The organism is Pandoraea aquatica (assembly GCF_902459565.1).
Classification (GTDB): domain Bacteria; phylum Pseudomonadota; class Gammaproteobacteria; order Burkholderiales; family Burkholderiaceae; genus Pandoraea; species Pandoraea aquatica.
In genome coordinates this window covers 60,711-85,813 of record NZ_CABPSN010000003.1, presented here as the reverse complement: position 1 = coordinate 85,813, position 25,103 = coordinate 60,711, and the positions used below count along the sequence as shown (strand labels likewise).

Here is a 25,103-nt window from a genome sequence, read left to right as displayed (position 1 = left end):
CACGTCATTTATGCAAAAAACGGATAAGGGCCGCACTCGCAATGAGGCAGTTCCAAGCCGATAGTGGCGAATATTCTGCGCAAACTCAACGCTGCATTGCACCATTAGGCGCGTTTTCGGACAACGGATGAAAAACCAGTAGGGTGTTGTCCGAGACCGGTATGAGAAGGCATCTGAAAACGAGACCCAAGCCCGTTTGCCCGCTTGGGAAAGCGCTCACGCCCTCTTAGAATAGGGGTTTGCGTCGTATCACTGCCTCGTTGCCCATGACCTCACGTCCCGCCGCTTCATCGTCCTCACCCGTGTCGCTATCCGAGTTTTCGCTGATCGACCGCTTCTTTGCCGGGGCGACGCATCAGGGCGAGCATGTGACGCTCGGCATCGGCGACGATTGCGCCCTGCTGCGTCCGCCGGCAGGAGAACAACTGGCGATCTCGACCGACATGCTGGTAGAAGGTCGTCATTTTTTTGCGGACGTCGATCCCCGCGCGCTCGGCCACAAGACCCTCGCGGTAAACCTTTCGGATCTGGCCGCGATGGGCGCACGGCCGCTCGGTTTCACGCTGGCGCTCGCGTTGCCGGACAGCGATCCGGCGTGGCTCGGACCATTTGCGCAGGGCCTCGCCGAACTGGCGGACCGTTACGGCTGTCCGCTCGTCGGCGGCGATACAACACGCGGCCCGCGCAACCTCTGCGTGACCGTCTTCGGCAGTGTGCCCGGCGCACAGGCGCTACGCCGGGACGCAGCGCAACCCGGCGACGACATCTGGGTCTCCGGCACGCTCGGCGATGCGCGCCTCGCGCTTGGCGCGCTGCGCGGCGAATGGTCGTTGCAGGACAATGAGCTCGCGCTCGCGCGCCGGGCGATGGATTGGCCGGAACCGCAAGTGACGCTCGGGCTGGCATTGCGCGGCGTGGCACGCGCCGCACTGGATATCTCCGACGGCCTGATCGGCGACCTCGGGCATATTCTCGAACGATCCTCGATGAGTGCAAAAATCGATGTCGACGCGCTGCCACGCTCGGACTTGCTCGGCGCGCAGTCCTCTGGCATTCAGCGGCTTTGCACGCTCGCCGGCGGAGACGACTACCAGCTTTGCTTCTGCGCCGATGCCACACAGCGCGGGCGAATCGCGGCAATCGGCAACGAACTCGGGATACGTGTCACTCGTATCGGTACAATAGCGCTTCCCGACGCGCGCCGAACGATGCTGCAACTCCATGACAATACGGGCGCGAGCGTCGCTGCCGATTTCAAAAGTTTCGACCATTTCCAATGAGCACTGATCAAACGGCCGCCGTCAATCCGGGCAGCGGCCCGCGCCGGCCGAACTCGCGTTTCCTGCTGTCGCACCCCGCACACCTGTTTTCGCTCGGCTTCGGCACGGGCCTGTCGTCGTTCGCGCCGGGCACGGTAGGCACGCTTTTCGGCTGGGCCTCGTATCTGGTGCTGAACCTGTATCTGACGGTGACCGGCTGGGCGGTGCTGATCGCCGCCTCCATCATCGGCGGCATCTGGATTTGCAGCTTTACTGCGCGCAAGCTTGGCGTACAGGACCCGAGCGCCGTCGTGTGGGATGAGATCGTCGCGTTCTGGATCGTGTTGCTGCTCATCACGCCCTCGAGCTTCGTCGGTCAATTGGTCGCGTTCGTGCTGTTCCGCTTCTTCGATGCAGTTAAACCGCCGCCGATCAGCTACTTCGACCGGACCGTCAAGGGCGGTCTCGGCATCATGCTGGACGATCTGGTCGCCGCATTCTGCACGTTGCTCGTCATTGCGCTCTGGCGCTCGATCTGAATTTTTGAAGGCGTCGTCCCGTGGTTTCCGAACAAAATCTTCTGGCCCAATTGTCGGTGAAAGTCGGCAACCGTCTGCGCGATGAGCGCCTGCTGCTGGCAACGGCCGAATCGTGCACCGGCGGTCTCGTTGCAGCCGCCATCACCGATATCTCGGGGAGCAGCAACTGGTTCGAGCGTGGCTTTGTAACGTACTCGAATCAGGCCAAGTCCGAGATGATCGGTGTGCCGGCCGAGTTGATCGACAAGCACGGCGCTGTGAGCGAACCGGTGGCCCGCGCCATGGCGGAAGGCGCGCTGCTTAACAGTCGCGCCCAAATTTCGCTGTCGATCACAGGCGTCGCCGGTCCCGGCGGCGGAACTGCCGACAAGCCGGTGGGGATGGTCTGCTTCGGCTGGAGCAATCGCGTCACCACCATCGTCGAGACGAAGCACTTCAAGGGCGACCGCACGCAGGTGCGCAGTCAGGCGGCGCAATACGCGCTGCGCGGCGTGATCGAGTTGCTCGACAAGGGCGAAGCGTAATCCCACGCGGAGAATAAAAAACAGCGCCCGCGAATTCGCGAGGCGCTGTTTTTTTGTGCTCAAAGATCGATGCCTCGGGCATCGATCTCGCATTGTTCCGCCACGGTTCAGCGATAGGCGTTGATGCTGTCGCGCGTCTTCAGTGCAGCAGCGGCAGCAGCGGCGGCGAAGTGCTCGTCGCGGCCCGCGTAGATGATGGCACGCGACGAATTGATCATCATGCCTGCGCCATTGGCGGTGCGCCCGGCGGTCACCGTCGCCTCGACATCGCCGCCTTGCGCGCCAACGCCCGGAATCAGCAGCGGCATATCGCCGACGATGCTACGCACGGTGGCGATCTCCGCCGGGAACGTGGCACCCACGACCAGACCGATCTGACCGCTCGTGTTCCACGGCCCTGCCGCCAGTCGCGCCACCGTTTGATACAGCGGCTTGCCGTCGACATCCAGAAATTGCAGATCGCTACCACCGGGGTTCGAGGTCCGGCACAGGACAATCACGCCCTTATCGGCATGCGCGAGATACGGCTCCAGCGAATCGAAGCCCATGTACGGGTTCACCGTGACGGCGTCCGCGCGATAACGTTCGAACGCTTCACGGGCGTATTGCTCGGCGGTGCTGCCGATATCGCCGCGCTTGGCGTCGAGAATCACCGGCAGGCCTGGATGATCGGCATGGATGTGCGCGATCAGTTGTTCGAGCTGGTCTTCGGCACGATGCGCCGCGAAATAAGCGATCTGCGGCTTGAATGCACTGGCATAGGGCGCAGTCGCATCCACGATCTGACGGCAGAACTCGAAAATCGCGTCGGGTTTGCCTTGCAGATGCGCAGGGAAACGCGACGGTTCGGGATCCAGGCCGACACACAGCAGCGAGTTGTTGCGCGTCCAGGCGGCGTTGAGAGCTTCGGTGAATGTCATGACGGGTTCCGGCGGGGTTCCGGCGGTGGTATTCCGACGGAGAGTGATTCGAGTCTGGTTCGATCCAGCAAGGCCGCCATTTTACCTGCTCGGCGGCCATCCCCTTGCGGACTTTCGCAAAAGCCGGCATTGCGCCGGCCTTCGCACGACCTTCGCGCGACCTTACGAAAGCATCAATCGAGCCAGCCGCGATAGCGGAAATACAGGAACGGCGCGATGGCCGAAACGATCATCAACCCCAAAGCGAAGGGGTACCCGACTTCCCAACGCAGCTCCGGCATCATCTGGAAGTTCATGCCGTAAATACTGGCGATAAGCGTCGGCGGGAGGAAGGCAACGGCAGCCACCGAAAAGATCTTGATGATCTTGTTCTGGTTGATGTTGATGAAGCCGATCGTGGCGTCCATCAGGAAGTTGATCTTGTCGAACAGATAAGCGGTGTGATTATCGAGCGACTCGATATCGCGCATGATCTGCTTGCCTTCCTGATATTGCTCGTCCTTCAACATACGGGCGCGCATGAGGAACGACACCGCCCGTCGCGTATCCATGACGTTACGGCGAATGCGCCCGTTCAAGTCCTCCTGCGCGGCAACGCTTTCAAGGGCCTTGGCGGCGTCCGCATCGGTGAGGTTCTTGCCCAGCACCCGCTTGCTGACCTCTTCGAGTGCCGCGTACACCCCTTCGAGCGAATCGGCCGAATATTCGGCGTCGGTCGAGTAAAGGTCGAGCAGGACATCCATGGCGTCGCGCACGGAGCCGGGACGAATGCGCGCGCGCATGCGCACCAGTCGAAACACCGGCAGATCTTCGTCGTGCACGGAAATCAGCAGATCCTTGACGACCACGAACGCGACAGGCACGTTGCGCGACTGCTCTTCGTCGTCGAGCAGAAAATCGGTGCGGATGTGCAACACGCCGTCATCGTCTTCGTAATATCGCGCCGATGCTTCGATATCCGTCACTTCGTCACGTGAGGGCAGCTTGACCTTGTAGGCCTCTTCGACCCAGCGGCGTTCCTCTTCGGACTCGCTGTGGAGATCGACCCAGACCGGCGAAACGCTGGCCAGATCGCTGGGATGGTCACAAGTCACCTGTTGCAGGCGGCCGTGATGGATGACGAAGGCATTGATCAAACGAGGTTCTCCCTGCTACAAGGCGACGCCAGTGTAGCAGCCGCGCCACAGTCACGCCAATGGCGGCACACCGGTCCCCGCAGCAGGCTCACCGCCCCCTGTCGGTCGACACCGGATTCGCTCGTAGGAATGCTCCTAAAGTCCACGATTTCACACGATTCGGCGAGCTTCGCTGGCAAGCTCATCGAACCAATCTACGCACTTTGCGTCAACTTTGATATCGACGCATTTGTCGGCACACATTCATCGGCGCCCACCTCGGCGCTTTCATCGTCGTTCTCAGCGACGCGCTCATCGACATTTCCTGCTGCTTCTCGCGGAAATATCATCGACCAGGGAGAAATCAACAATGGCGGAAGTTACTACCCCGCTCACGTCTTTCGACGCCGTGACAGGTTTTCTGGCGGCCAACGCCGTGCACTACGGCTTGTCGTTCCTGCAAGCTGTGGTGATCCTGCTGGTCGGCTTCTGGGTCGCGAAGCGCTTGTCCCGCTTCGTTCACAAAACGCTCAGTCGCTCGCCGCATTTCGACGCCACTCTCAAACCGCTGATCGAGTCGGTAGTGCTGTGGTCCGTACGCATCATCACGATCATTGCAGTGCTGGCGCAGTTCGGCGTGCAGACGGCGAGCATCATTGCAGTCCTTGGCGCGGCGGGTCTGGCCATCGGTCTGGCTTTGCAAGGCACGTTGCAGAACATTGCCGCGGGCACGATGCTGCTGGTGCTGCGTCCGTTCCGCAATGGCGACTATGTGACGGCCGGGTCCACCGTGGCGGGTACGGTCGAAGAGATCGGTCTGTTCACGACGACGCTCACGAATGCCGATGGCATTTACGTCTGCGTGCCGAACAATCAGATCTGGGGACAGCCGATCACGAACTACAGCCGCAACGCCACCCGTCGAATGGAAATCACGGTGGGCATTGCCCTGGACGACGACCTCGACGCCGCAATGAGCGCCTTGCGCCAACACGTGTCGGACGATCAGCGCGTGCTCGGCACACCCGCGCCCGAAATCATGGTCAAGCAGGTCAGCGACAGTGCCGTGATCGTGAACGTGCGCGTCTGGTCGTTGCTGGGCAACTACTGGGGACTGTATTGGGATCTGCAACGTAACGTAAAGGAGACGGTCGAGGGCGTTGGCTGCTCACTGCCATATCCGACGCGTACGGTCATGCAAGTGCCCACGCAAACCCTCCCGGACGCGGCACAGCAGCGACACTGATCGCGTCTGGTCGAGCGTGACGGGGCGGCAACCGCTATTGCGGCAACTCGGCCGCCCCCATCCGACGCGCAATCACCCCGGCGCGTTGCGCGAGATACGGGGAATTGCGATGCGTATCGAAGTAGCGCGGACGCGGCAACATGACCGCAAGCCGCGCGGCCTGCCACGGTGAGAGCTTCGACGCCGGAATCCCGTAGTAGTAGCGCGCTGCGGCCTCCGCCCCGAACACACCCTCGCCCCACTCCACCGAGTTCAGATAGATCTCGAAGATGCGCTGCTTGTCCATCCAGAATTCGAGCATCCAGGTGATGGTGAATTCCTCCGCTTTGCGCAGGTAACTCTTCTCGCTCGACAGAAACAGATTCTTCGCCAGTTGCTGCGAGAGGGTCGAGCCGCCCGCGACGATGCGTCCCTTCTTCTGATTCTTCTCCCACGCGCCGAGCATGGCGTCGATTTCGTAGCCGTCGTGATTGACGAAATTGGCGTCTTCGCTCGCGATGATCGCGCGCTTCAGATTGCGCGAAATCTGGTCGTACGACACCCATTCGTGTCGCAGCGTCGCTTTCGGATCCGTTTCATGAAGGCGCGCTTCGGCGGCGCGCATGAACGCCGTCGATTGCGGATTGAAGTGCACCCACCAGCCGATTTGCAGGAAGTAGTAAAGCTGCGTCGCCAGCACGCCCACGATCAGCAACGTGACGAAGTAGCCCGCCCATTGCCATGGCCCCCACGCGCGTTTGCGACGGGTGCCACTGCCGCCAGAATTCCGTGAGGTGCGTCGCTGGGCAGCCATCGGCACGATCAGTCCTTGGCGTTGAGCCGGGCGCGCAGCGCTGCGCGCACGACGTCGGTCGACGGCCGCACACCACGCCACACGGCAAACGCTTCGGCCGCCTGCTCGACGAGCATGCCCAGCCCATCCGACACCTTCGCCGCGCCAAAGGCCAACGCGTGCGTCATGAAGACCGTTGGCTGCGCCCCGTACATCATGTCGTACGCGAGCGAACCGGCGGCATATGCGCCCGCAGGCAACGGCGGGACTTCGCCCTGGAGGCTACCGGCCGTAGCGTTGATGACGACATCGAATCCGGCAGGAATGGCATCCCAGCCACCACCGCCCAACGCCACACCGTGACGTGCGGCCGCATCGGCAAACCGGGCGACGAGTTCATCGGCGCGCGCCGCCGTGCGATTGCCGACGAAGAGCGCCGCCGGTTTCGCCTCGATCAGCGGCAGCATCGCGCCGCGCGACGCGCCACCTGCGCCCAGCAGCAACACGCGGCGTCCGGCGAGCGTCACACCAAGCGGGCCTTCGATGTCGCGCACCAGACCGACGCCATCCGTGTTGTCGCCGGTGATACCTTGTGCGTCGAATACCAGTGTGTTGACGGCCCCCGCCGCTTGCGCGCGCTCGGTGAGCCGATCCGCCAGCGCGTGGGCTTCCAGCTTGAACGGAACGGTGACGTTGGCCCCGCGCGCACCCTGCTCGATGAATGTGCGCACCGTCGCGGCAAACGTGTCGAGTGGCGCGAGGAGACGCTCGTAGACGAGTCGCTGCCCCGTCTCCCGCGCAAACTCGGCGTGAATGAAAGGCGATTGACTATGTTCGACAGGATGACCGATCACGGCGTAGCGATCGGCTGGCAATTCCCCGGCAGGCGTTTGGTTTGTCATCGTTTTCAAAGACGCGGCGCCTGGCTTTCGCTCAGGCGCCGCTAATATTCATACAGCAGGTCGTCGGCCGCTACGGCGTCAGGGCATCAGACCGTCACCAGAGCATCCACAGCAGGATGCCTCCGAACAGCGCCCATTTCACCGCATAGTACACGTTCCGGTTCCACGCCTTCAGGCGTTTGCCGACGATGCGAATCGAGTAAATATACTTGAACACCTTGTTCAAGCCACCGGTACGGTCGCCGGCCTCGTTCGGCGACGCCGCTGCGCCCACCAGATGACGGCCAAACCAACGGTTGACGATCTGCGTCCAGCGGTACTTCATCGGACGCTCGACGTCGCAAAACAGAATGATACGGTTCTGGCCGCTTTGATTCTCGGCGTAGTGAATATACGTCTCATCGAACACCACACCCTCACCGTCACGCCAGCTATAGCGCTGACCATCGACGTCGATGTAGCAACGGTCGTCGTTCGGCGTGACCAGTCCGAGGTGATAACGCAGCGAACCGGCGTATGGATCGCGGTGACGCACCAGCCGGGTGCCATGCGGCAATTCGGCAAACATCGCCGCTTTGATCGTCGGGATCTTGCGCACGAGGTCGGTCGTCACCGGACACAGCGCGTTGGCGGACGGGTGCGCCTCGTCGTACCACTTCAGGTAGAAGCGCTTCCAGCCGCTTTTGAAGAACGAATTGAAGCCGACATCGTTGTACTTGTCGGACGCTTTGATACGGCTGGCTTCAAGCAACGACATCGCTTCGGCGCGAATCGCTTCCCAGTTCTGACGCAACGGCTCCAGCTCGGGAAAACTGTCGGACTTCAAATAAGGCGTCGTGGGTACACGCGAAAAGGTGTACATGAAGACGTTCAGCGGTGACAGGAACGTCGAATGGTCGGACAGTTGGCGGAAAAATTTATGGCGAACCTTACCGCGGAAATGCACGTACACAGCACAAGCAGCAATGATCGCCAGAACAATCCATTTCATGGCGGACTTTTCGAGATCGGGAAAACCCAGCAATTATAGAAATTATTGGAAAGTTTCACCGACCACGATTCCAGCGGAATACCGTCCGCTGTGGCCACACCGACGTGCTATTTCAAAGGCTATTGCGGGTTGTCCTGCGCCGGTGCAGTCAGCGTTTGCGCCTGCACGCCCTGACGGGTAAATGTCATTCGCGTGACGATCTCGAGGATGTCATAACGCTGCTTCATTTCGGACGAGAAGTCGCCGAACGGCGCGCTGGCCTGCACGATCGCGACCGCGCGTCGATCCAGATCCCGATTGCCGGAACTGCGTGTCACTTCCACGCCGACGACATTCCAACCATCCTTGTGGTACCCCAGCCCGCCCCGTTGATTCACGTTGAGCGTGACGATCAGCTCACCGTACAGGCGATCGTTGCCGATTTGCGGAAAGTGCTCCGTACCGTAACGCTCGATACGATGACGCAAACCATCGAAGTATCGGGCATACGCGACTTCACGCGTGTTCGCCGTCACCTGGCCTCGCTTGGGGCGTGTCTGATAGGCGCGCAGTTGTTTGTCGATTTCCGCCTGCAAGCGCGCGATCTGCTGGTCGACCGTCTGGTCGTCGAGACCATGGCCGCGCTGCGGCGTGTCGGCGCGATTGCGCTGCGCCTCGGGCGTGGTCGCGTACTGGCTGCGCAGCTGCGAAAGCAGCTTCTCCTGCATGGCTTCCAGGTCGCTCACATTGCGCTGGACCTGCGCGACGGGGGCACCATCGCGCTCGACGGCCTGCGATGGCAGTGGCGACGTCGCGCGCTCACCATCATGCTCCCCACCGCCGACAAGGTTGGCCTGCGCGAGTGCCGTTGCCTTGTCCGGTGCGTTAGCCGACTTCGCGTTGACGAGGACGACTTCGAGGGGCGTATCTGCGCTGTGCAACCGGAAGCTGTCGGGGGCAACGAAATGTACCGCCAGCGCGAGCAAATGCACCACGGCTGAAAAAATCAGACCGGTGGCAAGCGGATGCTCGCGCATCAGCGACCAGCCGCGACGTCGCGCCGCGGCCAGATCGCCGGAGGGCAAAGCCGGTTTCAGCACGCGGGGCTGGCCGAAGCGTCGTGCGCGCCTGCCGCCATCAGCGCGGCGGCCAGCGGCGACCCGGCGTCGGACGCGGCTACCGCGTCATCGCTCCGAGCGGACACGATTTCGTCATCGTCAGCGGCACCTTTGGCAGCACCCGCCGCACCGACATCGCCTTCGGACGACTCAGAAGATTCGGAGCCTTCGCCACCGTCGCTCCCCTCGCCTCCTTCGCCACCCTCAGCGTCGCCGCCCTCACCACCTTCACCACCGTCACCGGCACCGCCGTCACCTTCATCGTCGTCATCCGCGAGTTCGGTCTGGCTCGCACCGAGCACCTGCGAGATGCGCACCGAAATACTGAGTGTGACGACGTCGAACGACAGCACGTCGAGCATGATCTGCGTGCCGCGTGCATGCAGCCCGAGGCCCGGCACGATGAGCGTGAGCGGAATATCGTTCAGACGAACGGTATCGCCCTTGAGCACGCTCGCCTGTACCTGCGACTTGTTCTCCTGAATCAGCCAGCGCATGCACCAGTAGCGTTCCATGCGGCTCTGATGTTCGCCGTAGGCCGCGTATGCGGCCTCGAAGCTCGACACCGTCGCATACAGATCGGCATCTTTCGGCTTGAACGGGGCGGCCAGCTTGGCGGTCACGCCGTGACGCACGCAGGCGATCAGTTGCCACTGGTTAACAAGGTCGACGTAGCGACGCAGCGGCGACGTGCTCCACGCGTACTGCTCGACACCCAGCCCTTCGTGCGGAGCGGGCGACGTCTGCATGCGCGTACGGTTCACGCCGTAAGCACGTTGTGCGCGGTAGATACCCGGCACACCACATTCGGCCAGCAGGCGACCCCAGCGGCTGTTCGCGAGAATCGCCATTTCGGCGACGATCAGATCGAGCGGCGCGCCACGCAGACGCTGCTTGATCGTGACGTGCTCGCCGTCGACATAAAAATTGAAGTCGGTCTTATTCTGCACTTCCGGGCGCAGACCGTAGCCCACGCGCGCGGCCTGACGCTTGTCGTACAGCGATTGCGCAAACGGCCACAGCAGACGCAGCTCTTCCTTGTGCGGATAGTCGCCGCTGCCATCGGCCAGCGTCTCCGCCGTGATGATGGCGTCAAGCTCGTTGTGACGCAGGTTGGCGGAGATCGGCACAAGTTCTGCGCGCGTCTCGGTCGTTACGATCTCATACGTATCGGCCTTGACGACGACATACAGCGACAGCGCCGGACGCGCGCCCCCTTCGGCGAGCGTATAAGTCTCGACCACCGAATCGGGCAGCATCGTGATCTTCTCGCCGGGCGAGTAGACCGTCGACAGACGCACGCGGGCGATCTCGTCGATGGCGTCGCCGCGCGTGATGCCCAGTGCCGGAGCCGCGATGTGGATACCTACGCGCAGCAAACCGTCCGGCAGCAGTTGCACCGAGAGGGCGTCGTCGATTTCCGTCGTGGTCGAATCGTCGATCGAGAACGCCTGCACGTCGGCAAGCGGCAGATCGTCGGCCGGTTGCGGCGTCGGCCCCAGGTCGGGAAAGCCGGTACCGCGCGGGAAGTGTTCGTAGAGGAAGGCAGCCTCGTGATAGGCACGCGGCGACGCAATGCCACCACACGCCAGCATCACCTCGGCGTGGGTCTTGCCCAGCGCGATAGCGGCCGCATCGAGCGCCTTCCATTCGAGCGCGTTCTTGTCGGGACGGAACAGCAGTTGCAGCTCCTTGCCCTTGAGCGCGTCCGGCAGCGAACCGGCGATCATCTGATCGGCGTACGACTGCTGCAACTCCGCTTGCTGCTGCTTGCGCGCCAGTCCAGCCAGTGCGGCCTCGAGCTGTTCCTGTGCGGCACGCTGATACTGACCGCGGCCTTTGCGACGGAAATAGATCGGCGACGCCTGCAAGGCCAGTGCCAGCCCGGCCTGCTGTGCCACGCTCGCGCCCTCCCCGAAGTACTCGGAAGCAAGGACGGGAAACGCGAACTCGTCGGCCGGCGCGCATTCCCACAGGAAACTCATATCGATGTCCTGTGCGGCGGCCTGTGCCTGCGCGATCAGCTCGGCGGGCGTGGGCGACTCGAAACGTAGCAGAACGTCGCGCCCTTTAATCTTGCTGCGACGCCCGCCAGGCAACTCCACCTGATAGGACTCGCCCTGCTGCGACAACACCGTGCCAGCCTTGAAGCCGCCGGATTCCTCAAAAAAAATGTTCATGAAACAGCCATCGATCGCAATAGGCGATATTGTAGCCCGCCAATGTACGGCGGTTTAGGACAGAACGGGGTAACGCGTCATTCGCCCGCGAACGGGCTTGCTGCGCCAGGCGAAGGCGGCACGTCGATACCGGCGAAGCGCAGCACGTCATCCATATAGTTAGCGAAATCGGAAATTCCGTGATCGCTCCCCTCAATCAGCGTGAGCTTCGCGCCAGGGAATTTTGCCACCATGTCGCGATAGTCCAGCGTCTGGTCGCCGGTCGCGGCCACCAGGTAATAGCGCTCGGGACGTGTGATCTGCGCCACGTCGATCATGCGCAGTTCGTCCAGATGGCGGGGTTCGACGACGATGGAGCCGCCGCCGTGCCACATCGGCTGCTCGCCGAGCCATTTGCCGAGGTCGTCATACGGCCGCGTCGCCGGATTGAGCAGCACGGCGCGGCAACCCAGCTTTTCTGCGAGATACGTTGCGTAGTAGCCGCCCAGCGAGCTACCCACGATGGTCAGCTCGTCGGCGCTCACGCCCGTCAGCAGGCGCTGCGCATCGACGACGGCGGCGAGCGGCGACGGCGGCAACTGCGGGCACGCCCAGTCATGCCCCAGACCGAGCCGGTGCATGCGGGCCGCCATCAGTTGCGCCTTAAAAGAACGCGGCGACGAACGGAAGCCGTGCAAATAGAGAATCATGTGAGCCCCGGTAAAACCAAGTCAGTGTGCGCTAGCCACGTGATACCAGCTTAGGCGCGATCAGGCACGCGCCGCCAGCGCATCAAGCAATTTCTGATGAATGCCGCCAAAGCCGCCGTTACTCATCACCACGATCTGGTCACCCGGCTGCGCGGCAGCGCTCACCGCCCGCACCAGCCCGTCGATGTCGCTGAACGCCTGGGCACGCGCTCCCAGCGGCGCGAGCGCTTCGGTCAGATTCCAGCCGAGCGAATCTTTGCCGGACGGCGCGCCGTAGCCGAACACCAGATCGGCGTCGGCCAGGCTCGCAGGCAGTTGCGCCTTCATCACGCCGAGCTTCATCGTGTTCGAGCGCGGTTCGAGCACCGCCAGAATGCGGGCCTTGCCCGCGCGGCGGCGCAGGCCGGCCAAAGTCGTCTGAATCGCGGTCGGATGATGGGCGAAGTCGTCGTAGACGGTCACGCCAGCGGCTTCGCCGCGCACTTCCATGCGGCGCTTCACGTTCTGGAACTTGCCCAGCGACGCCGCGCCCTGCTCAGGCGGCACGCCCACGTGACGTGCGGCGGCCAGCGCCGCGAGCGCATTCATCCGGTTGTGTTCGCCCTGAAGCGCCCACTTCACTTCCCCGGCAGCCTTCGGCCCCTGATGGACCCAGAACGCCTCCTGCCCGGCCGCCAGCGTCTCGTTGGCTTCGGCCACGTGCCAGCCGTCCGCCACGCCGAAACGTTCGACTTCGCTCCAGCAGCCACGCGTCAGCACACGCTCCAGCGCCGGTTCGCGACCGTTCACGATCAGACGGCCCTGCCCGGGGACGGTACGTACAAGATGGTGGAATTGCGTCTCGATCGCCGTCAGATCCGGGAAGATGTCGGCGTGATCGAATTCCAGATTGTTCAGGATGGCCGTGCGCGGGTGGTAATGGACGAACTTCGAGCGCTTGTCGAAGAACGCCGTGTCGTACTCGTCCGCCTCGATGACGAAGAAGTCGCTGTCGGTCAGCCGCGCGGAAATACCGAAATTCATCGGCACACCGCCGACGAGGAAGCCCGGGTTGTACCCGGCGTCTTCGAGAATCCACGTCAGCATCGACGTCGTGGTGGTCTTGCCGTGCGTGCCGGCCACCGCCAGCACCCACTTCTTCGACAGCACGTGCTCGCCCAGCCATTGCGGGCCGGACGTGTAAGGCAGATTCCGGTTCAGGATCTCTTCCATCAGCGGATTGCCGCGCGACACGACGTTGCCGATCACGAACAGGTCAGGCTCCAGCGAGACCTGGTCGGCGTCGAACCCTTCAATCAGGCGAATGCCCTGAGCCTCAAGCTGAGTGCTCATCGGCGGATAGACGTTGGCGTCGCAACCCGTGACGGTATGACCGGCCTGACGCGCAAGGACTGCCAGTCCGCCCATGAACGTGCCGCAGATGCCAAGAATATGAATATGCATGGATGGGGAGCGTGGTGAGGACGGGCCGAACCCGTGCGGGAAATGGGAGTGCAGAGAAGCCAGGGGCTCCATTGTACCTGTCACGTGAACCGCAATGCCTTTCGGGTATCATCGTTTGCATGACACGCAAATCCTGGACCGACGCCCAACGCCTGCGCGAAGAAATCGCGCTGGCGGCCGCTCGCCTCATCGCCGAAGAGGGGGCCGACTACGCTTCCGCGAAGCGCAAGGCGGCCAAGCAGATAACGGGTGAATCGCGAATTGCTGGCGAATTACTGCCCGATAACGACCAGATCGAAGCGGAAGTCCGGGAGTACGTTCAGACGTTCCTCTCCGACACGCAGCCCGCCGAGCTGGCGCATCTGCGCCAGGTCGCGCTGACGGTGATGACGGAACTGGCTCGCTATCGTCCGTTCATCACCGGTGCCGTCTACAACGGTACGGCCACTGCGCTATCTGATATCTACTTGCAGGCTTTTTGCGACAACCCCAAGGAAGTTGCCATCGACTTGCTGAACCGGGGCATCGACTACGAGGTCTCCGAGAGCCGCCATTTCAATGGACGGGGCATGGTCGAGACGTTGAGTTTTCTCTGGCGCGAACGTCGTCAGCAGGGCGAACCGGCGGGCGTCCACCTGTCGCTCTATTCGATGGACGACATGCGCGGCGCGCTCAAGGCATCCGACGGCAATGGCCGTCCGGTCCGTGTCGACGCCGACGGACTGCGGGCGCTGATCGCACAAGCCGATGCCGCCAGCCATGCACCGAGTCACTGAGCCGACCGGGGGCTGGCGCGCAATCGCGACAAAATCACGGCAAAATCACGACGCGATCACGACGCAATCGCCACTAATTCTTCGCAATTACCGTTCGTCTTTCGTTTACCGTCTTATCCCGGCACTTCCGCCTTCTATCCATCATGGCAAAACGCATCGTTATTCTGGTGATTCTGGCCCTCATCGGGCTGGCAGGCGGATTCTGGCTCGGCCACCGCAACCAGCCGGCCCCGAGCGCCTCCGACGCCGCCGTCGCCCAACTGCTCGCCACCCGCCTGCCCGACCTGAAGGGCAACGATCAGGCGCTCTCCCAATGGAAAGGGAAGACGCTGGTGGTGAATTTCTGGGCACCGTGGTGTGGACCCTGCGTCGAGGAAATGCCCGATTTGCAGGCGCTCTCCACCGAGTTCGGAACGAAAAACGTGCAATTTGTTGGCATTGGCATCGATACGGCGCAGAACATGATCGCGTTCGAGCAAAAGGTGAAAGTGGACTATCCGCTGCTCGTGGCAGGTTATGCCGGCACGGACCTGGCCCGCGCGCTCGGCAATAAGGCGGGCGCATTGCCCTTTACTGTCGTCGTCGACCCGCAGGGCCGTCTGCACTATGAGAAGCTGGGCCGCATTACGTCGGACGAGGTCCGCACCGCGCTCAAGCCGCTCATCTGACCCTAACACGGTGGGAGGGGCATCCCGGGAAGCCCCGCCGGACGTGACCGGCGGCACCCCAAGGGGCAGCCCCTATTTCGCCCCACTGGACAAAATCCACCAACTGGCGTTTAATTGCGCCCAATTTCGTGAAATTTGATTCGCCGATGCCTCACCGCATTCTCGTGCTCCACGGCCCCAACCTGAACCTGCTCGGTACTCGCGAGCCGGAGGTGTACGGTCGCACGACGCTGGCCGACATCGACTCCGCCCTTGTGGCGCAGGCCCAGACGGCGGGTGCCGAGGTGGCGACATTCCAAAGCAATCACGAAGGCGCACTGGTTGACCGGATTCAGGCGGCGCGCGGTGAGTCGATCGACTTCATCGTCATCAACCCGGCGGCCTACACCCACACGAGCGTGGCAATTCGCGACGCGTTGGCCGGGGTAGGCATCCCGTTCGTCGAAGTTCACCTCTCGAACGTTCATGCGCGCGAAGCCTTCCGGCATCACTCGTACTTTTCCGACATTGCGCAAGGTGTGATCTGCGGCCTGGGTTGGCGCGGGTATACCTACGCACTCGATTTTGCCCTGCGGCGACTCGCCGGCGGGTAGTCCTCTCTCACACCCCATTTCCTCTCGCGGGACGTTGCGCCCGCGTCGATACAGAATCAAGGAGCTTCCTTCATGGATTTGCGCAAACTCAAGACGTTGATCGACCTCGTGGCCGAATCGGGTATTTCCGAACTCGAAGTCACCGAAGGCGAAGGCAAGGTCCGCATCGTCAAGGCGCCGCCGCAAGTGATCGCCGCCCCGATGCAGATGGCCATGCCGGCCGCCATGCCGCAAGTCGCTGCGCAAGCTCCCGCTGCATCGCCGGCCGCCGCCGCACCGGCTGCACCGGCACTGCCGCAAGGTCACATCGTGACGTCGCCGATGGTCGGTACGTTCTACCGCGCCCCGTCGCCGGGCGCCGATCCGTTCGCGCAAGTCGGCGACTCGGTCAAGGAAGGCCAGACGCTGTGCATCATCGAAGCGATGAAGCTGCTCAACGAGATCGAGTCGGATAAGGCCGGCGTGATCAAGGAAATCCTCGTCGAGAACGGTCAGGCCGTGGAATACGGTCAACCGCTGTTCGTGATCGGCTAATGCCGGTTGTCGGACGCGCCGCCCGCAGCCTTCGGCCGCGTGGCGATTTGAAGCGTCCGGCCCCGCTCCTCTCCCCTTACGGGCAGGACTGCACATAATGTTTGAAAAAATTCTCATCGCCAACCGCGGCGAAATCGCTCTGCGCGTCCAGCGCGCGTGCCGCGAGATGGGCATCAAGACCGTCGTGGTCTATTCCGAAGCCGATAAGGAAGCGAAGTACGTCAAGCTCGCCGACGAAGCGGTCTGTATCGGTCCGGCCCCCTCGCCGCTGAGCTATCTGAACATGCCTGCGCTGATCAGCGCGGCGGAAGTGACGGACGCCCAGGCGATTCACCCGGGTTACGGCTTCCTCTCCGAAAATGCCGACTTCGCCGAGCGCGTCGAGCAATCGGGTTTCACGTTCATCGGCCCGCGCCCCGAAACCATTCGCCTGATGGGCGACAAGGTGTCGGCCAAGCAGACGATGATCAAGACCGGCGTGCCGTGCGTGCCGGGTTCGGAAGGCGCGTTGCCCGACGATCCGAAGGAAATCGTGCGTATTGCACGTCAGGTCGGTTATCCGGTGATCATCAAGGCAGCAGGTGGCGGCGGTGGTCGCGGCATGCGCGTGGTGCACACGGAAGCGGCGCTCGTGAACGCGGTCAACATGACGCGTGAAGAAGCCGGCCGCGCCTTCGGCAATCCGGAAGTCTATATGGAGAAGTTCCTCGAGAACCCGCGCCATATCGAAATCCAGATTCTCGCCGACAAGCACAAGCAAGCGATCTGGCTGGGTGAGCGCGACTGCTCCATGCAGCGTCGTCACCAGAAGGTGATCGAAGAAGCGACGGCACCGCTGATTCCGCGTCGTCTGATCGAGCGTATCGGCGATCGTTGTGCCGACGCGTGCAAGAAGATGGGCTACGTCGGTGCAGGTACGTTCGAGTTCCTGTACGAAAACGGCGAGTTCTACTTCATCGAAATGAACACGCGCGTGCAGGTCGAACACCCGGTCACGGAAATGATCACGGGCGTCGACATCGTGCAGGAACAGATTCGCATTGCGGCCGGCGAAAAGCTCGCTTACCGTCAGCGCGATATCGAATTCCGTGGCCACGCCATCGAATGCCGTATCAATGCCGAAGATCCGTTCAAGTTCACGCCGTCGCCGGGTCGCATCACCGCCTGGCATATGCCGGGCGGCCCCGGCATCCGCGTCGACACGCACGCCTACAACGGCTACTTCGTGCCGCCTAACTACGACTCGATGATCGGCAAGCTGATCGCCTACGGTGCAACGCGCGAGCAGGCGATCCGCCGCATGCGTGTGGCCCTGTCGGAAATCGTGGTCGAAGGTATCCAGACGAACATCCCGTTGCACCGGGAACTGATGCTCGACGCCAAGTTCGTCGAAGGCGGCACGAGCATTCACTATCTGGAACACAAGCTGGCGCAGAAGTCTGCCGTCGGCGGCAATTAAGTCGTTAATTCGTAGGAATCACTCGCTATGTATCGCGAACTCGTCGTAGAAGTTGCCCGTGCCCAGGCCGAGGCCCTGTCAGACGCCCTGCTCGATCTGGGCGTGCTGTCGGTCTCCGTGGAAGACGCGGATGCCGACACGCCCGACGAGCAACCGATGTTCGGCGAGCCGGGTCTGACCCCGCCGGACACCGCGTGGCAACGCTCGCGCGTGGTCGCGCTGGTGGGGGAAGATCAGGACGCCGCCGTGCTGCTTGCGGCGGCCGTCAATGAACTGGGACTCGCCGAGTCGCCTGCCTTCACGTTGCGTGATGTGGAGGAACAGGACTGGGTGCGTCTGACGCAATCGCAGTTCGAGCCGATGCAGATTGGCCAGCGGATCTGGGTCGTGCCGTCGTGGCACGACGCACCGGACACCGACGCCCTCATCCTCGAACTCGACCCGGGTCTGGCCTTCGGCACCGGCAGCCATCCGACGACGCGTCTCTGCATGGAGTGGCTCGAACAGCACGTGCAGACGGGTCAGTCGCTGCTCGACTATGGCTGCGGCTCGGGCATTCTGGCGATTCTCGCGCGCAAGTGCGGTGCCGATCCGGTCATCGGCATCGATATCGATCCGCAAGCCGTCGAATCCGCCCGCTACAACAGCGAACGCAATCACGCGCCGGTCGAGTACGGTTTGCCCGACGATCTGCGTGACGGTCAGTTCAACATCGTGGTCGCCAATATCCTGTCGAACCCGCTCAAGCTGCTCGCGTCGATGTTGACGTCGCGCGTGGCCCCGGGTGGCCGGCTCGCGCTGTCCGGCGTGCTGGAACGACAGGCCGACGAGGTGATCGCGGCGTACGCGCCTTATATGAAGATGTCGGTCTGGCGCGCTCACGACGGCTGGGTCTGCCTGCACGGACAGGCTGCCACCGAGTCCGTCGGTTAACCTCCCGCCCGCCGCGCTGCCGCACGCGATGCGCCCGATGCGACGAGTCCAACGAGTCCCCCGAGCCTCATGACCCAGTCCTCGCGCGTTCTCGCTACCCGCTGCCCACACTGTCACACCGTTTTTCGCGTCGTCGCGGATCAGCTCAAGCTGCGCGACGGCCTCGTGCGCTGCGGCCACTGCCGCGAAGTGTTCGACGGACGCGCGTATCTCTGCGATCCGCCGGCCGAGGACACGCCGCCCGCCTCACCCATCGCCCCATCACCCAGCGCGACGCCGGGCCAAAGCGGTGCTACGCAGACTGCATTTGCGACGCCGGAAGTCGCATCGGCGCCCCCAACGGCAACACGCCCGGCCACGTATGAAGGTGCATCGTCACCTTCATCGTCCCCCTCGCCCTCCTCGCCCTCCTTGCCCGCATTCATCGGCGAAAAACCGGTGCCGGAGATGCTGACGCCCACGGCCATTGCCGCGCTGCTCGGCTCGCCGGACGAAAGTCGCGCGCAGATGCAGCACGGCCCGGGCCGCTATATGGACGACGACGATCCCACGGTGCTCACCGCGCCGACGGCCTCACGTTCGGAAACGCACACCACTTCCACCGTCGCCAGCGCGGACAAGCGCCCCGGTGCGGCACGTGCGATCTGGCGCGTGCTCATGATGTTGGCCGTCATCGCGCTGCTCTGCCAATGGGCATGGATCGAGCGTGCGGCGCTCGTCGACCGGATCCCGGCATTGCACGGCGTGTTCGCCGCGATCGGTCGTCCGCTGCACGTGGCAGTCGGACTGCCGCGCCAGCCGGACAAGATCCAGATTTCGAGCGTCACGCTCGTGACCGACACCGTCGGCGACAATGACAACAACAGCGTCGTGGCGTCGGCAGCCGCAGCGAACCCCGTCACGGCCAGCGATGCTGCCGCGGCGTCCACCGATGTTCCGACCGACAGCGTACCGATGACACTCACCGTCTTCGTACGAAACGACGCCGACCATGCGCTGGCCTGGCCATCGCTCGAACTGACGCTCTCGGATATCGACGGCAAACCGGTCGTGCGTCGCGTTTTTTCAGCGAATGACTACGTCACCGAGGCTTTGACACGCGATGCCGGACTGGCACCACGCAACGAACGCACGATTCGGTTACGATTGTCGGCGCAGGCAGCGCTAGCCAGTAATTACCGGGTGCTCGCGTTCTATCCCTGATAGCGCTGTTGCACTCAACCTAGGAGATATAGATGTCCCAAGTCACGCTCGGGGGCAACCCCATCGAAGTCGACGGCCAGTTCCCGCAGAAGGGTCAGACCGCACCGGCACTGAAGCTGGTCAACGCAAAACTGGCAGACGTCACGCTCGACGACTTCGCTGGCAAGCGCAAAGTCCTCAACATCGTGCCGAGCCTCGACACGCCGACCTGCGCCACGTCGACCCGCAAGTTCAACGAAGCGGCCGGCAAGCTCGACAACACCGTCGTGCTCGTGATCTCGGCTGACCTGCCGTTCGCCATGAGCCGCTTCTGCGCCACCGAAGGTCTGAACAACGTCGTCACGCTCTCGACGATGCGCGGTCGCGAGTTCCTCAAGGACTACGGCGTTGCCATCACGACCGGCCCGCTCGCCGGCGTGTCGGCGCGTGCTGTGGTCGTGCTCGACGCCGACAACCGTGTCGTGCACGCGGAGCTGGTGCCGGAAATCAAAAACGAACCGAATTACGACGCTGCGCTCGCCGCACTGGCGTAATTCAACTTCGTGACGATGCCCCGACGCGGCCATACGGCCGCCGGGGTATCGTAACCTCATGTCGTCCCTCGCCGCGTGCGTTCCTCCGCTGGCGCTCCCCCGCTTACTTTTCGCAAGGACTTTCCCGTGACTACCGTGATCTGCGGCTCGCTCGCCTACGACAACATCATGACGTTCGAAGGCCGCTTCGGCGAGCACATCCTGCCTGATCAGGTGCACATCCTGAACGTCAGCTTCCTCGTGCCGACGATGCGCCGCAACTTCGGCGGCTGCGCCGGCAACATCGGCTACAGCCTGCATCTGCTCGGCGGATCGCCGGTCGTCATGGCCACGGTCGGTGAAGATGGCGCGGCGTACCTTGAGCGCTTCCAGTCGCTCGGTATGACGACGGAGTTCGTGCGTACGGTCACGGACAGCATGACGGCCAACGCGATGATCACCACCGATCTGGACAACAACCAGATCACGGCCTTCCACCCGGGTGCGATGATGTTCTCGTCGCGCAACCGCGTGGCCGATGCGAAGGGCGCTACGCTCGGCATCGTCGCGCCGGATGCTTCAGACGCCATGCTCACGCACGCCGAAGGTTTCGCCGCGGCGGGCGTGCCGTTCATGTTCGATCCGGGTCAGGGTCTGCCGATTCTGTCGCCTGAGGCACTGCGTCGCATGGTGGAACTTGCCACGTATCTTGCGGTCAACGACTACGAAGCCAAGCTCCTCTGCACGAAGACCGGATGGTCGATGGAAGATCTCCAGTCGCGTGTCGAGGCACTTGTCGTCACGCGCGGAGAACACGGGGCCCAGATCTTCGCCGGCGGCAAGCAACACGACATTCCTGCCGTGCCCGCCAAGCGTGTCGTCGACCCGACCGGATGCGGCGACGCGTTCCGTGGTGGTTTGCTGTATGGCATCGAAAAGGGCCTCGACTGGCCGACCACCGGCCGCCTGGCCAGCCTGATGGGTTCGCTCAAGATTGCCGAGCAGGGTCCGCAGACGTATGCACCGACGCGCTCGGAAATCGAAGCGCAATATGAAGAAGCGTTCGGCCACCGCTTCGAATGACTTCACGAAAGGCACAACGATGGCACGACTCACCACACCGCTAATCATCCTCGCCGCTGCGGCGTCGCTCACGCTGTCCGCCTGCACGGCGTTCGGCCCGAGCAACTCGGCAAGCGTCTACAACAGCCGTCAGGCGCAACGGGAACAGGTCGTACGTATGGGCACGGTCGAATCGGTGCGTCCGGTCACGATCGATAGCAGCAACGGCGACCCGGGCATTCTGGGCATCGCCGGTGGCGGTGCGCTCGGCGCGATCGGCGGCAGCGCCATCGGTGGCGGTCGCGGTTCGATTGCAACGGGCATCGTCGGCGGTCTGCTGGGTGCCGTGGCGGGTCAGGCCATCGAAAGCCGTATGAGCAAGAAGGCCGGTCTCGAGATCACCGTGCGTCTGGATAACGGTGAGTTGCGCGCAATTACTCAGGATGCCGACGAGGCATTCCAGCCGGGTCAGCGCGTGCGTCTGCTCTCGAGTGGCGGCGTGACACGTGTGACGCACTAAGGCGACACGTCACACAAAAGAATGGGCGACTTCGGGTCGCCCATTTTTATTTCGCCATGAAAAAACCCGCTGTGACGATCGCTCATCACCGCGGGTTTCGAACCGGGTAGACCTACCCGGTCAAAAGACACCTAAGTGCCTTGGTTCCTGCATCGGCACTCGGATTACGGACGGCTGCCGGTCGGGAACGGCCATGCTGCTGCCGGGTTCAGTGCCGTCTTCGGTGCTGCGGCGGGTGCTGCGGCCGGAGCTGCAGCAGCGGGCTTAGCGGCAACCTTCTTGACGGCCGGCTTCTTCGCAGCAGGCTTCTTCGCGGCAGGCTTCGCAGCGGCCTTCTTCGCAGCAGGCTTAGCAGCAGCCTTCTTGGCAGCAGGCTTCTTGGCAGCAGCCTTCTTCGCAGCCGGCTTCTTGGCAGCAACTGCCTTCTTCGCGGCCGGCTTCTTGGCAGCAACCTTCTTCACTGCTTTCTTGGCGGCCGGCTTCTTGGCGGCAACCTTCTTCACTGCTGCTTTCTTGGCAACCGGCTTCTTGGCGGCAACCTTCTTCACTGCTGCCTTCTTGGCAACCGGCTTCTTAGCTGCAACCTTCTTCACCGCTGCCTTCTTGGCGACCGGCTTCTTGGCGGCAACCTTCTTTGCTGCCGGCTTCTTAGCGGCAACTGCCTTCTTTGCTACCGGCTTCTTGGCAGCAACGGCCTTCTTCGCTACCGGCTTCTTGGCAGCAGCAGCCTTCTTTGCAACGGGCTTCTTGGCGACAGCTTTCTTAGCCGCCGGCTTCTTGGCAACAGCCTTCTTAATCGTAGCCATGACAAAACTCCTTAACGTGAGAGATCACTCAAACGAAACTACCTGAGAAGGAAACCCGACCACCGTGCGGGAACCGCCGGCGAGCGGGCTATTCATCGGCGTACGCATCGAACTACGACCGCTTACGCTAATGAATTCGGCGCTGCGCGCATGACGCTGACCGTATGTGGTCACGCGCGCAAAAAAATTGCCGGCGACATTGCCGCCAGCAATTCGATTGTCTTGAGAAAGGGGGATCGCCAGATTCTTCGGGGGGTAGCTTGCCTGTCCCGTCATCGGGATGGAGGAGATTGCGATAGCGGATAAGCGATACAGCTTGCTATGCACCAAGGTTTTTACGCTCCGTAACTACCAGCTCTCTGTCGCGGGAGGAAAGCAGTGAGTGCTTTCGTGTGTTCATCGAGACTGCAATTTATTTGAGCGAATAATAATTCTTTTGTGATGCGATGTTAATACTTTGTGCATAAAAAAGCGCACATCAATCGTAACGAAGAAGTCAATCTGTTGTATTTGATGCACATCACACTCGCATGTCGATGCGTGCGATGCGTGCGTTCGATGTCTTCGATGTGCGCTGCTGTGTCTTCGACACGCGCTTCACTCGATCTCTGAAGCGATCTCCGAAGCCAACTTCGAAGCGAGAACTTCAACGTGCGAGTGAGGATGATGTGTGTGACCGACGCCTCTTCTTCGTCTTCCTTCCGGTCAGTCACGCGTGTCATGCACGCACACACCACCCTCTCGAAACCCGCATGGATGCTCGCTTTGCGCGAAGCATCCATTTTTCACTCAATGCTTAGTCCCAGCTCAGTGCGCCACCGGTCTGGTACTCGATCACTCGCGTTTCGAAGAAGTTGCGCTCCTTCTTCAGGTCGATCATCTCGCTCATCCACGGGAACGGATTCTCTTCGTTCGGGTAGAGCGCTTCGAGACCGATCTGTGCGCAACGACGATTCGCGATGAAGCGCAGGTAGCTCTTGAACATGCCCGCGTTCAGACCGAGCACGCCGCGCGGCATCGTGTCTTCTGCGTAGCGATACTCAAGCTCGACTGCCTTCTTGAACAGCTCGCGAATCTCTTCGCGGAACTCCGGCGTCCACAGATTCGGGTTTTCCAGCTTCACCTGGTTGATCAGGTCGATGCCGAAGTTGCAGTGCATCGACTCGTCGCGCAGGATGTACTGATACTGCTCTGCAGCACCGGTCATCTTGTTCTGACGGCCCAGCGCCAGAATCTGCGTGAAGCCCACGTAGAAGAACAGACCTTCCATGATGCAGGCGAACACGATCAGCGAACGCAGCAGCTTCTGGTCGGCTTCCTGCGTACCCGTCTTGAACGACGGATCGGCCACCACTTCAATGAACGGCAGCAGGAATTCGTCCTTGTCGCGGATCGACGCCACTTCGTGATACGCGTTGAAGATCTCGGCTTCGTCCAGACCCAGGCTTTCGACGATGTACTGATAGGCGTGCGTGTGGATCGCTTCTTCAAACGCCTGACGCAGCAGGAACTGACGGCACTCCGGCGCGGTGATGTGGCGATAGGTGCCCAGCACGATGTTGTTCGCGGCAAGCGAGTCGGCCGTCACGAAGAAGCCGAGGTTGCGCTTGATGATGCGGCGCTCGTCTTCGGTCAGACCGTTCGGGTCCTTCCACAAGGCGATGTCGCGCGACATGTTGATTTCCTGCGGCATCCAGTGGTTCGCGCAACCGGCCAGGTACTTTTCCCAAGCCCACTTGTACTTGAACGGCACCAGCTGGTTCACGTCCGTCGTGCCGTTGATCACGCGCTTGTCGGAGGCGCTCACGCGGCGCGTCGACTGCGAGGCGATCGTATGCGGCGCGTTGTCGTCCTGCGTGCCCAGAATGTTCGATGCAGGCGCAGCCGGTGCTGCCGCAGGTGCCGGTTTGGCGGTAGAGGTCTCTTCTTCCCAGTTCAGCATAGGGTCTCGGTCCGTTCAGGTTGATGCGAAACACGTGAGTCACGCGTATCGCCGAAGTGACAGATCAGCCGTTCGCGCACGAGGCGCACGAAGGCCGACGAAAAAATTGCGATATTGCTGCCGTCAATCAGAAGACGACGACGAAAAATCCGCGAGTGGCAATGCTTGGTATTGGGGGTAAAGCAGATTCGCTTTCGCGCTAATTTGAATAACGACGCAGACGATGACATCGGTTCCGAGGCTGCAATCTTTGTCTTGCAACATCATGACCTCCCGACGTCGATCGAATGACTCCAATTTAGCACAATACCGTCACTCATTCCAGCCCATCGACACCATATATTGTGTCGAGTTATGCCATCACCACAATACCTAGTGTTTGCGAGCATACCGACGTCACGTGACGTCCGGCCTTGCG

Annotated in this window: 26 protein-coding genes; 14 read left to right on the top strand and 12 right to left on the bottom strand. The window is 62.1% G+C overall.

Annotated elements, in window-relative coordinates:
* Positions 1-266: 266 nt before the first annotated feature.
* From thiL to PAQ31011_RS11190, 3 genes are read left to right on the top strand one after another with little or no spacing between them, the layout of a single operon-like run.
* Positions 267-1,280: a thiamine-phosphate kinase gene (gene thiL / locus PAQ31011_RS11200; protein WP_150575923.1), complete on the top strand. Its 1,014-nt coding sequence runs from the start codon at positions 267-269 to the stop codon at positions 1,278-1,280.
* On the top strand, positions 1,277-1,798 hold the full coding sequence (locus tag PAQ31011_RS11195; RefSeq protein WP_150575922.1) for a phosphatidylglycerophosphatase A family protein: 522 nt from the start codon (positions 1,277-1,279) through the stop codon (positions 1,796-1,798). The genes thiL and PAQ31011_RS11195 overlap by 4 nt, the downstream gene beginning before the upstream one ends.
* A 20-nt stretch (positions 1,799-1,818) precedes the next feature.
* Complete coding sequence (locus PAQ31011_RS11190; protein WP_150575921.1) at positions 1,819-2,322, top strand: CinA family protein; 504 nt, start codon at positions 1,819-1,821, stop codon at positions 2,320-2,322.
* Between the two features lie 107 nt (positions 2,323-2,429).
* Here the strand turns inward: PAQ31011_RS11190 and pyrF are convergent, their stop codons facing one another.
* On the bottom strand, positions 2,430-3,242 hold the full coding sequence (pyrF, locus tag PAQ31011_RS11185; RefSeq protein WP_150575920.1) for an orotidine-5'-phosphate decarboxylase: 813 nt from the start codon (positions 3,240-3,242) through the stop codon (positions 2,430-2,432).
* 173 nt (positions 3,243-3,415) lie between these two features.
* Complete coding sequence (gene corA, locus PAQ31011_RS11180) at positions 3,416-4,378, bottom strand: magnesium/cobalt transporter CorA (protein ID WP_039393240.1); 963 nt, start codon at positions 4,376-4,378, stop codon at positions 3,416-3,418.
* Positions 4,379-4,727: 349 nt separating this feature from the next.
* Between corA and PAQ31011_RS11175 the strand changes: the two genes are divergently transcribed.
* Complete coding sequence (locus PAQ31011_RS11175; protein WP_150575919.1) at positions 4,728-5,603, top strand: mechanosensitive ion channel family protein; 876 nt, start codon at positions 4,728-4,730, stop codon at positions 5,601-5,603.
* 34 nt (positions 5,604-5,637) lie between these two features.
* Here PAQ31011_RS11175 and mtgA read toward each other — a convergent pair whose 3' ends face one another.
* The 7 genes from mtgA to mpl form a co-directional block, all read right to left on the bottom strand.
* The gene (gene mtgA / locus PAQ31011_RS11170; RefSeq protein WP_150575918.1) at positions 5,638-6,396 is read right to left on the bottom strand and encodes a monofunctional biosynthetic peptidoglycan transglycosylase; all 759 of its coding nucleotides are present in this window, start codon (positions 6,394-6,396) and stop codon (positions 5,638-5,640) included.
* 8 nt (positions 6,397-6,404) lie between these two features.
* Positions 6,405-7,277, bottom strand: a complete 873-nt coding sequence (aroE, locus tag PAQ31011_RS11165; protein ID WP_150575917.1) for a shikimate dehydrogenase — start codon at positions 7,275-7,277, stop codon at positions 6,405-6,407.
* Positions 7,278-7,371: 94 nt separating this feature from the next.
* Complete coding sequence (lpxO, locus tag PAQ31011_RS11160; protein WP_150575916.1) at positions 7,372-8,268, bottom strand: lipid A hydroxylase LpxO; 897 nt, start codon at positions 8,266-8,268, stop codon at positions 7,372-7,374.
* Between the two features lie 119 nt (positions 8,269-8,387).
* The gene (locus PAQ31011_RS11155; RefSeq protein WP_246179509.1) at positions 8,388-9,347 is read right to left on the bottom strand and encodes an energy transducer TonB; all 960 of its coding nucleotides are present in this window, start codon (positions 9,345-9,347) and stop codon (positions 8,388-8,390) included.
* Positions 9,341-11,545: a ribonuclease catalytic domain-containing protein gene (locus PAQ31011_RS11150; protein WP_150575915.1), complete on the bottom strand. Its 2,205-nt coding sequence runs from the start codon at positions 11,543-11,545 to the stop codon at positions 9,341-9,343. The genes PAQ31011_RS11155 and PAQ31011_RS11150 overlap by 7 nt, the downstream gene beginning before the upstream one ends.
* A 77-nt stretch (positions 11,546-11,622) precedes the next feature.
* On the bottom strand, positions 11,623-12,234 hold the full coding sequence (locus tag PAQ31011_RS11145; protein WP_150575914.1) for a YqiA/YcfP family alpha/beta fold hydrolase: 612 nt from the start codon (positions 12,232-12,234) through the stop codon (positions 11,623-11,625).
* 60 nt (positions 12,235-12,294) lie between these two features.
* Positions 12,295-13,677 carry a UDP-N-acetylmuramate:L-alanyl-gamma-D-glutamyl-meso-diaminopimelate ligase gene (gene mpl / locus PAQ31011_RS11140; protein ID WP_150575913.1) on the bottom strand — a complete coding sequence of 461 codons (1,383 nt, stop codon included), beginning with the start codon at positions 13,675-13,677 and terminating at the stop codon, positions 12,295-12,297.
* 119 nt (positions 13,678-13,796) lie between these two features.
* Between mpl and PAQ31011_RS11135 the strand changes: the two genes are divergently transcribed.
* The 10 genes from PAQ31011_RS11135 to PAQ31011_RS11090 all read left to right on the top strand — a co-directional run bounded on the left by PAQ31011_RS11135 (position 13,797) and on the right by PAQ31011_RS11090 (position 21,937).
* Complete coding sequence (locus PAQ31011_RS11135; RefSeq protein ID WP_150575912.1) at positions 13,797-14,453, top strand: UDP-N-acetylmuramate--alanine ligase; 657 nt, start codon at positions 13,797-13,799, stop codon at positions 14,451-14,453.
* Positions 14,454-14,596: 143 nt separating this feature from the next.
* Entirely contained in the window at positions 14,597-15,121 is a 525-nt protein-coding gene (locus PAQ31011_RS11130; RefSeq protein ID WP_150575911.1) for a TlpA family protein disulfide reductase, read from the top strand.
* Between the two features lie 146 nt (positions 15,122-15,267).
* Positions 15,268-15,714, top strand: coding sequence for a type II 3-dehydroquinate dehydratase (gene aroQ / locus PAQ31011_RS11125; RefSeq protein WP_039393255.1), 447 nt, complete (start codon positions 15,268-15,270; stop codon positions 15,712-15,714).
* 72 nt (positions 15,715-15,786) lie between these two features.
* Positions 15,787-16,248 carry an acetyl-CoA carboxylase biotin carboxyl carrier protein gene (gene accB / locus PAQ31011_RS11120; protein ID WP_150575910.1) on the top strand — a complete coding sequence of 154 codons (462 nt, stop codon included), beginning with the start codon at positions 15,787-15,789 and terminating at the stop codon, positions 16,246-16,248.
* Positions 16,249-16,345: 97 nt separating this feature from the next.
* Positions 16,346-17,707: an acetyl-CoA carboxylase biotin carboxylase subunit gene (gene accC, locus PAQ31011_RS11115; protein ID WP_150575909.1), complete on the top strand. Its 1,362-nt coding sequence runs from the start codon at positions 16,346-16,348 to the stop codon at positions 17,705-17,707.
* Positions 17,708-17,734: 27 nt separating this feature from the next.
* Positions 17,735-18,640, top strand: coding sequence for a 50S ribosomal protein L11 methyltransferase (prmA, locus tag PAQ31011_RS11110; RefSeq protein WP_150575908.1), 906 nt, complete (start codon positions 17,735-17,737; stop codon positions 18,638-18,640).
* A 69-nt stretch (positions 18,641-18,709) separates the two neighbouring features.
* Positions 18,710-19,843 (top strand): DUF3426 domain-containing protein, encoded by a 1,134-nt coding sequence (locus tag PAQ31011_RS11105; RefSeq protein ID WP_150575907.1) that lies wholly within the window; start codon positions 18,710-18,712, stop codon positions 19,841-19,843.
* Positions 19,844-19,875: 32 nt separating this feature from the next.
* Entirely contained in the window at positions 19,876-20,376 is a 501-nt protein-coding gene (gene tpx / locus PAQ31011_RS11100; RefSeq protein ID WP_150575906.1) for a thiol peroxidase, read from the top strand.
* A gap of 126 nt (positions 20,377-20,502) precedes the next feature.
* Positions 20,503-21,438, top strand: a complete 936-nt coding sequence (locus PAQ31011_RS11095; RefSeq protein ID WP_039393270.1) for a carbohydrate kinase family protein — start codon at positions 20,503-20,505, stop codon at positions 21,436-21,438.
* Positions 21,439-21,457: 19 nt separating this feature from the next.
* Positions 21,458-21,937, top strand: coding sequence for an outer membrane lipoprotein (locus PAQ31011_RS11090; protein ID WP_039401436.1), 480 nt, complete (start codon positions 21,458-21,460; stop codon positions 21,935-21,937).
* A gap of 164 nt (positions 21,938-22,101) precedes the next feature.
* Here the strand turns inward: PAQ31011_RS11090 and PAQ31011_RS11085 are convergent, their stop codons facing one another.
* The 3 genes from PAQ31011_RS11085 to PAQ31011_RS11075 form a co-directional block, all read right to left on the bottom strand.
* On the bottom strand, positions 22,102-22,743 hold the full coding sequence (locus tag PAQ31011_RS11085; RefSeq protein ID WP_150575905.1) for a histone H1-like DNA-binding protein: 642 nt from the start codon (positions 22,741-22,743) through the stop codon (positions 22,102-22,104).
* A gap of 24 nt (positions 22,744-22,767) precedes the next feature.
* Positions 22,768-23,073, bottom strand: coding sequence for a hypothetical protein (locus PAQ31011_RS11080; protein WP_150575904.1), 306 nt, complete (start codon positions 23,071-23,073; stop codon positions 22,768-22,770).
* Between the two features lie 466 nt (positions 23,074-23,539).
* Complete coding sequence (locus PAQ31011_RS11075) at positions 23,540-24,685, bottom strand: ribonucleotide-diphosphate reductase subunit beta (RefSeq protein WP_150575903.1); 1,146 nt, start codon at positions 24,683-24,685, stop codon at positions 23,540-23,542.
* Positions 24,686-25,103: the final 418 nt, after the last annotated feature.

What these genes read in the sequence shown, in the direction of transcription:
- PAQ31011_RS11135 (WP_150575912.1), top strand. Translation starts at nt 13,797, where the DNA reads ATGACACGCAAATCCTGGACCGACGCCCAACGCCTGCGCGAAGAAATC.
- PAQ31011_RS11195 (WP_150575922.1), top strand. Translation starts at nt 1,277, where the DNA reads ATGAGCACTGATCAAACGGCCGCCGTCAATCCGGGCAGCGGCCCGCGC.
- PAQ31011_RS11085 (WP_150575905.1), bottom strand. Translation starts at nt 22,743, where the DNA reads ATGGCTACGATTAAGAAGGCTGTTGCCAAGAAGCCGGCGGCTAAGAAA.
- pyrF (WP_150575920.1), bottom strand. Translation starts at nt 3,242, where the DNA reads ATGACATTCACCGAAGCTCTCAACGCCGCCTGGACGCGCAACAACTCG.
- mtgA (WP_150575918.1), bottom strand. Translation starts at nt 6,396, where the DNA reads ATGGCTGCCCAGCGACGCACCTCACGGAATTCTGGCGGCAGTGGCACC.
- aroE (WP_150575917.1), bottom strand. Translation starts at nt 7,277, where the DNA reads ATGACAAACCAAACGCCTGCCGGGGAATTGCCAGCCGATCGCTACGCC.
- PAQ31011_RS11090 (WP_039401436.1), top strand. Translation starts at nt 21,458, where the DNA reads ATGGCACGACTCACCACACCGCTAATCATCCTCGCCGCTGCGGCGTCG.
- PAQ31011_RS11145 (WP_150575914.1), bottom strand. Translation starts at nt 12,234, where the DNA reads ATGATTCTCTATTTGCACGGCTTCCGTTCGTCGCCGCGTTCTTTTAAG.
- lpxO (WP_150575916.1), bottom strand. Translation starts at nt 8,268, where the DNA reads ATGAAATGGATTGTTCTGGCGATCATTGCTGCTTGTGCTGTGTACGTG.
- PAQ31011_RS11130 (WP_150575911.1), top strand. Translation starts at nt 14,597, where the DNA reads ATGGCAAAACGCATCGTTATTCTGGTGATTCTGGCCCTCATCGGGCTG.
- PAQ31011_RS11175 (WP_150575919.1), top strand. Translation starts at nt 4,728, where the DNA reads ATGGCGGAAGTTACTACCCCGCTCACGTCTTTCGACGCCGTGACAGGT.
- mpl (WP_150575913.1), bottom strand. Translation starts at nt 13,677, where the DNA reads ATGCATATTCATATTCTTGGCATCTGCGGCACGTTCATGGGCGGACTG.
- aroQ (WP_039393255.1), top strand. Translation starts at nt 15,268, where the DNA reads ATGCCTCACCGCATTCTCGTGCTCCACGGCCCCAACCTGAACCTGCTC.
- PAQ31011_RS11075 (WP_150575903.1), bottom strand. Translation starts at nt 24,685, where the DNA reads ATGCTGAACTGGGAAGAAGAGACCTCTACCGCCAAACCGGCACCTGCG.
- thiL (WP_150575923.1), top strand. Translation starts at nt 267, where the DNA reads ATGACCTCACGTCCCGCCGCTTCATCGTCCTCACCCGTGTCGCTATCC.
- tpx (WP_150575906.1), top strand. Translation starts at nt 19,876, where the DNA reads ATGTCCCAAGTCACGCTCGGGGGCAACCCCATCGAAGTCGACGGCCAG.
- PAQ31011_RS11105 (WP_150575907.1), top strand. Translation starts at nt 18,710, where the DNA reads ATGACCCAGTCCTCGCGCGTTCTCGCTACCCGCTGCCCACACTGTCAC.
- accC (WP_150575909.1), top strand. Translation starts at nt 16,346, where the DNA reads ATGTTTGAAAAAATTCTCATCGCCAACCGCGGCGAAATCGCTCTGCGC.
- accB (WP_150575910.1), top strand. Translation starts at nt 15,787, where the DNA reads ATGGATTTGCGCAAACTCAAGACGTTGATCGACCTCGTGGCCGAATCG.
- PAQ31011_RS11150 (WP_150575915.1), bottom strand. Translation starts at nt 11,545, where the DNA reads ATGAACATTTTTTTTGAGGAATCCGGCGGCTTCAAGGCTGGCACGGTG.
- prmA (WP_150575908.1), top strand. Translation starts at nt 17,735, where the DNA reads ATGTATCGCGAACTCGTCGTAGAAGTTGCCCGTGCCCAGGCCGAGGCC.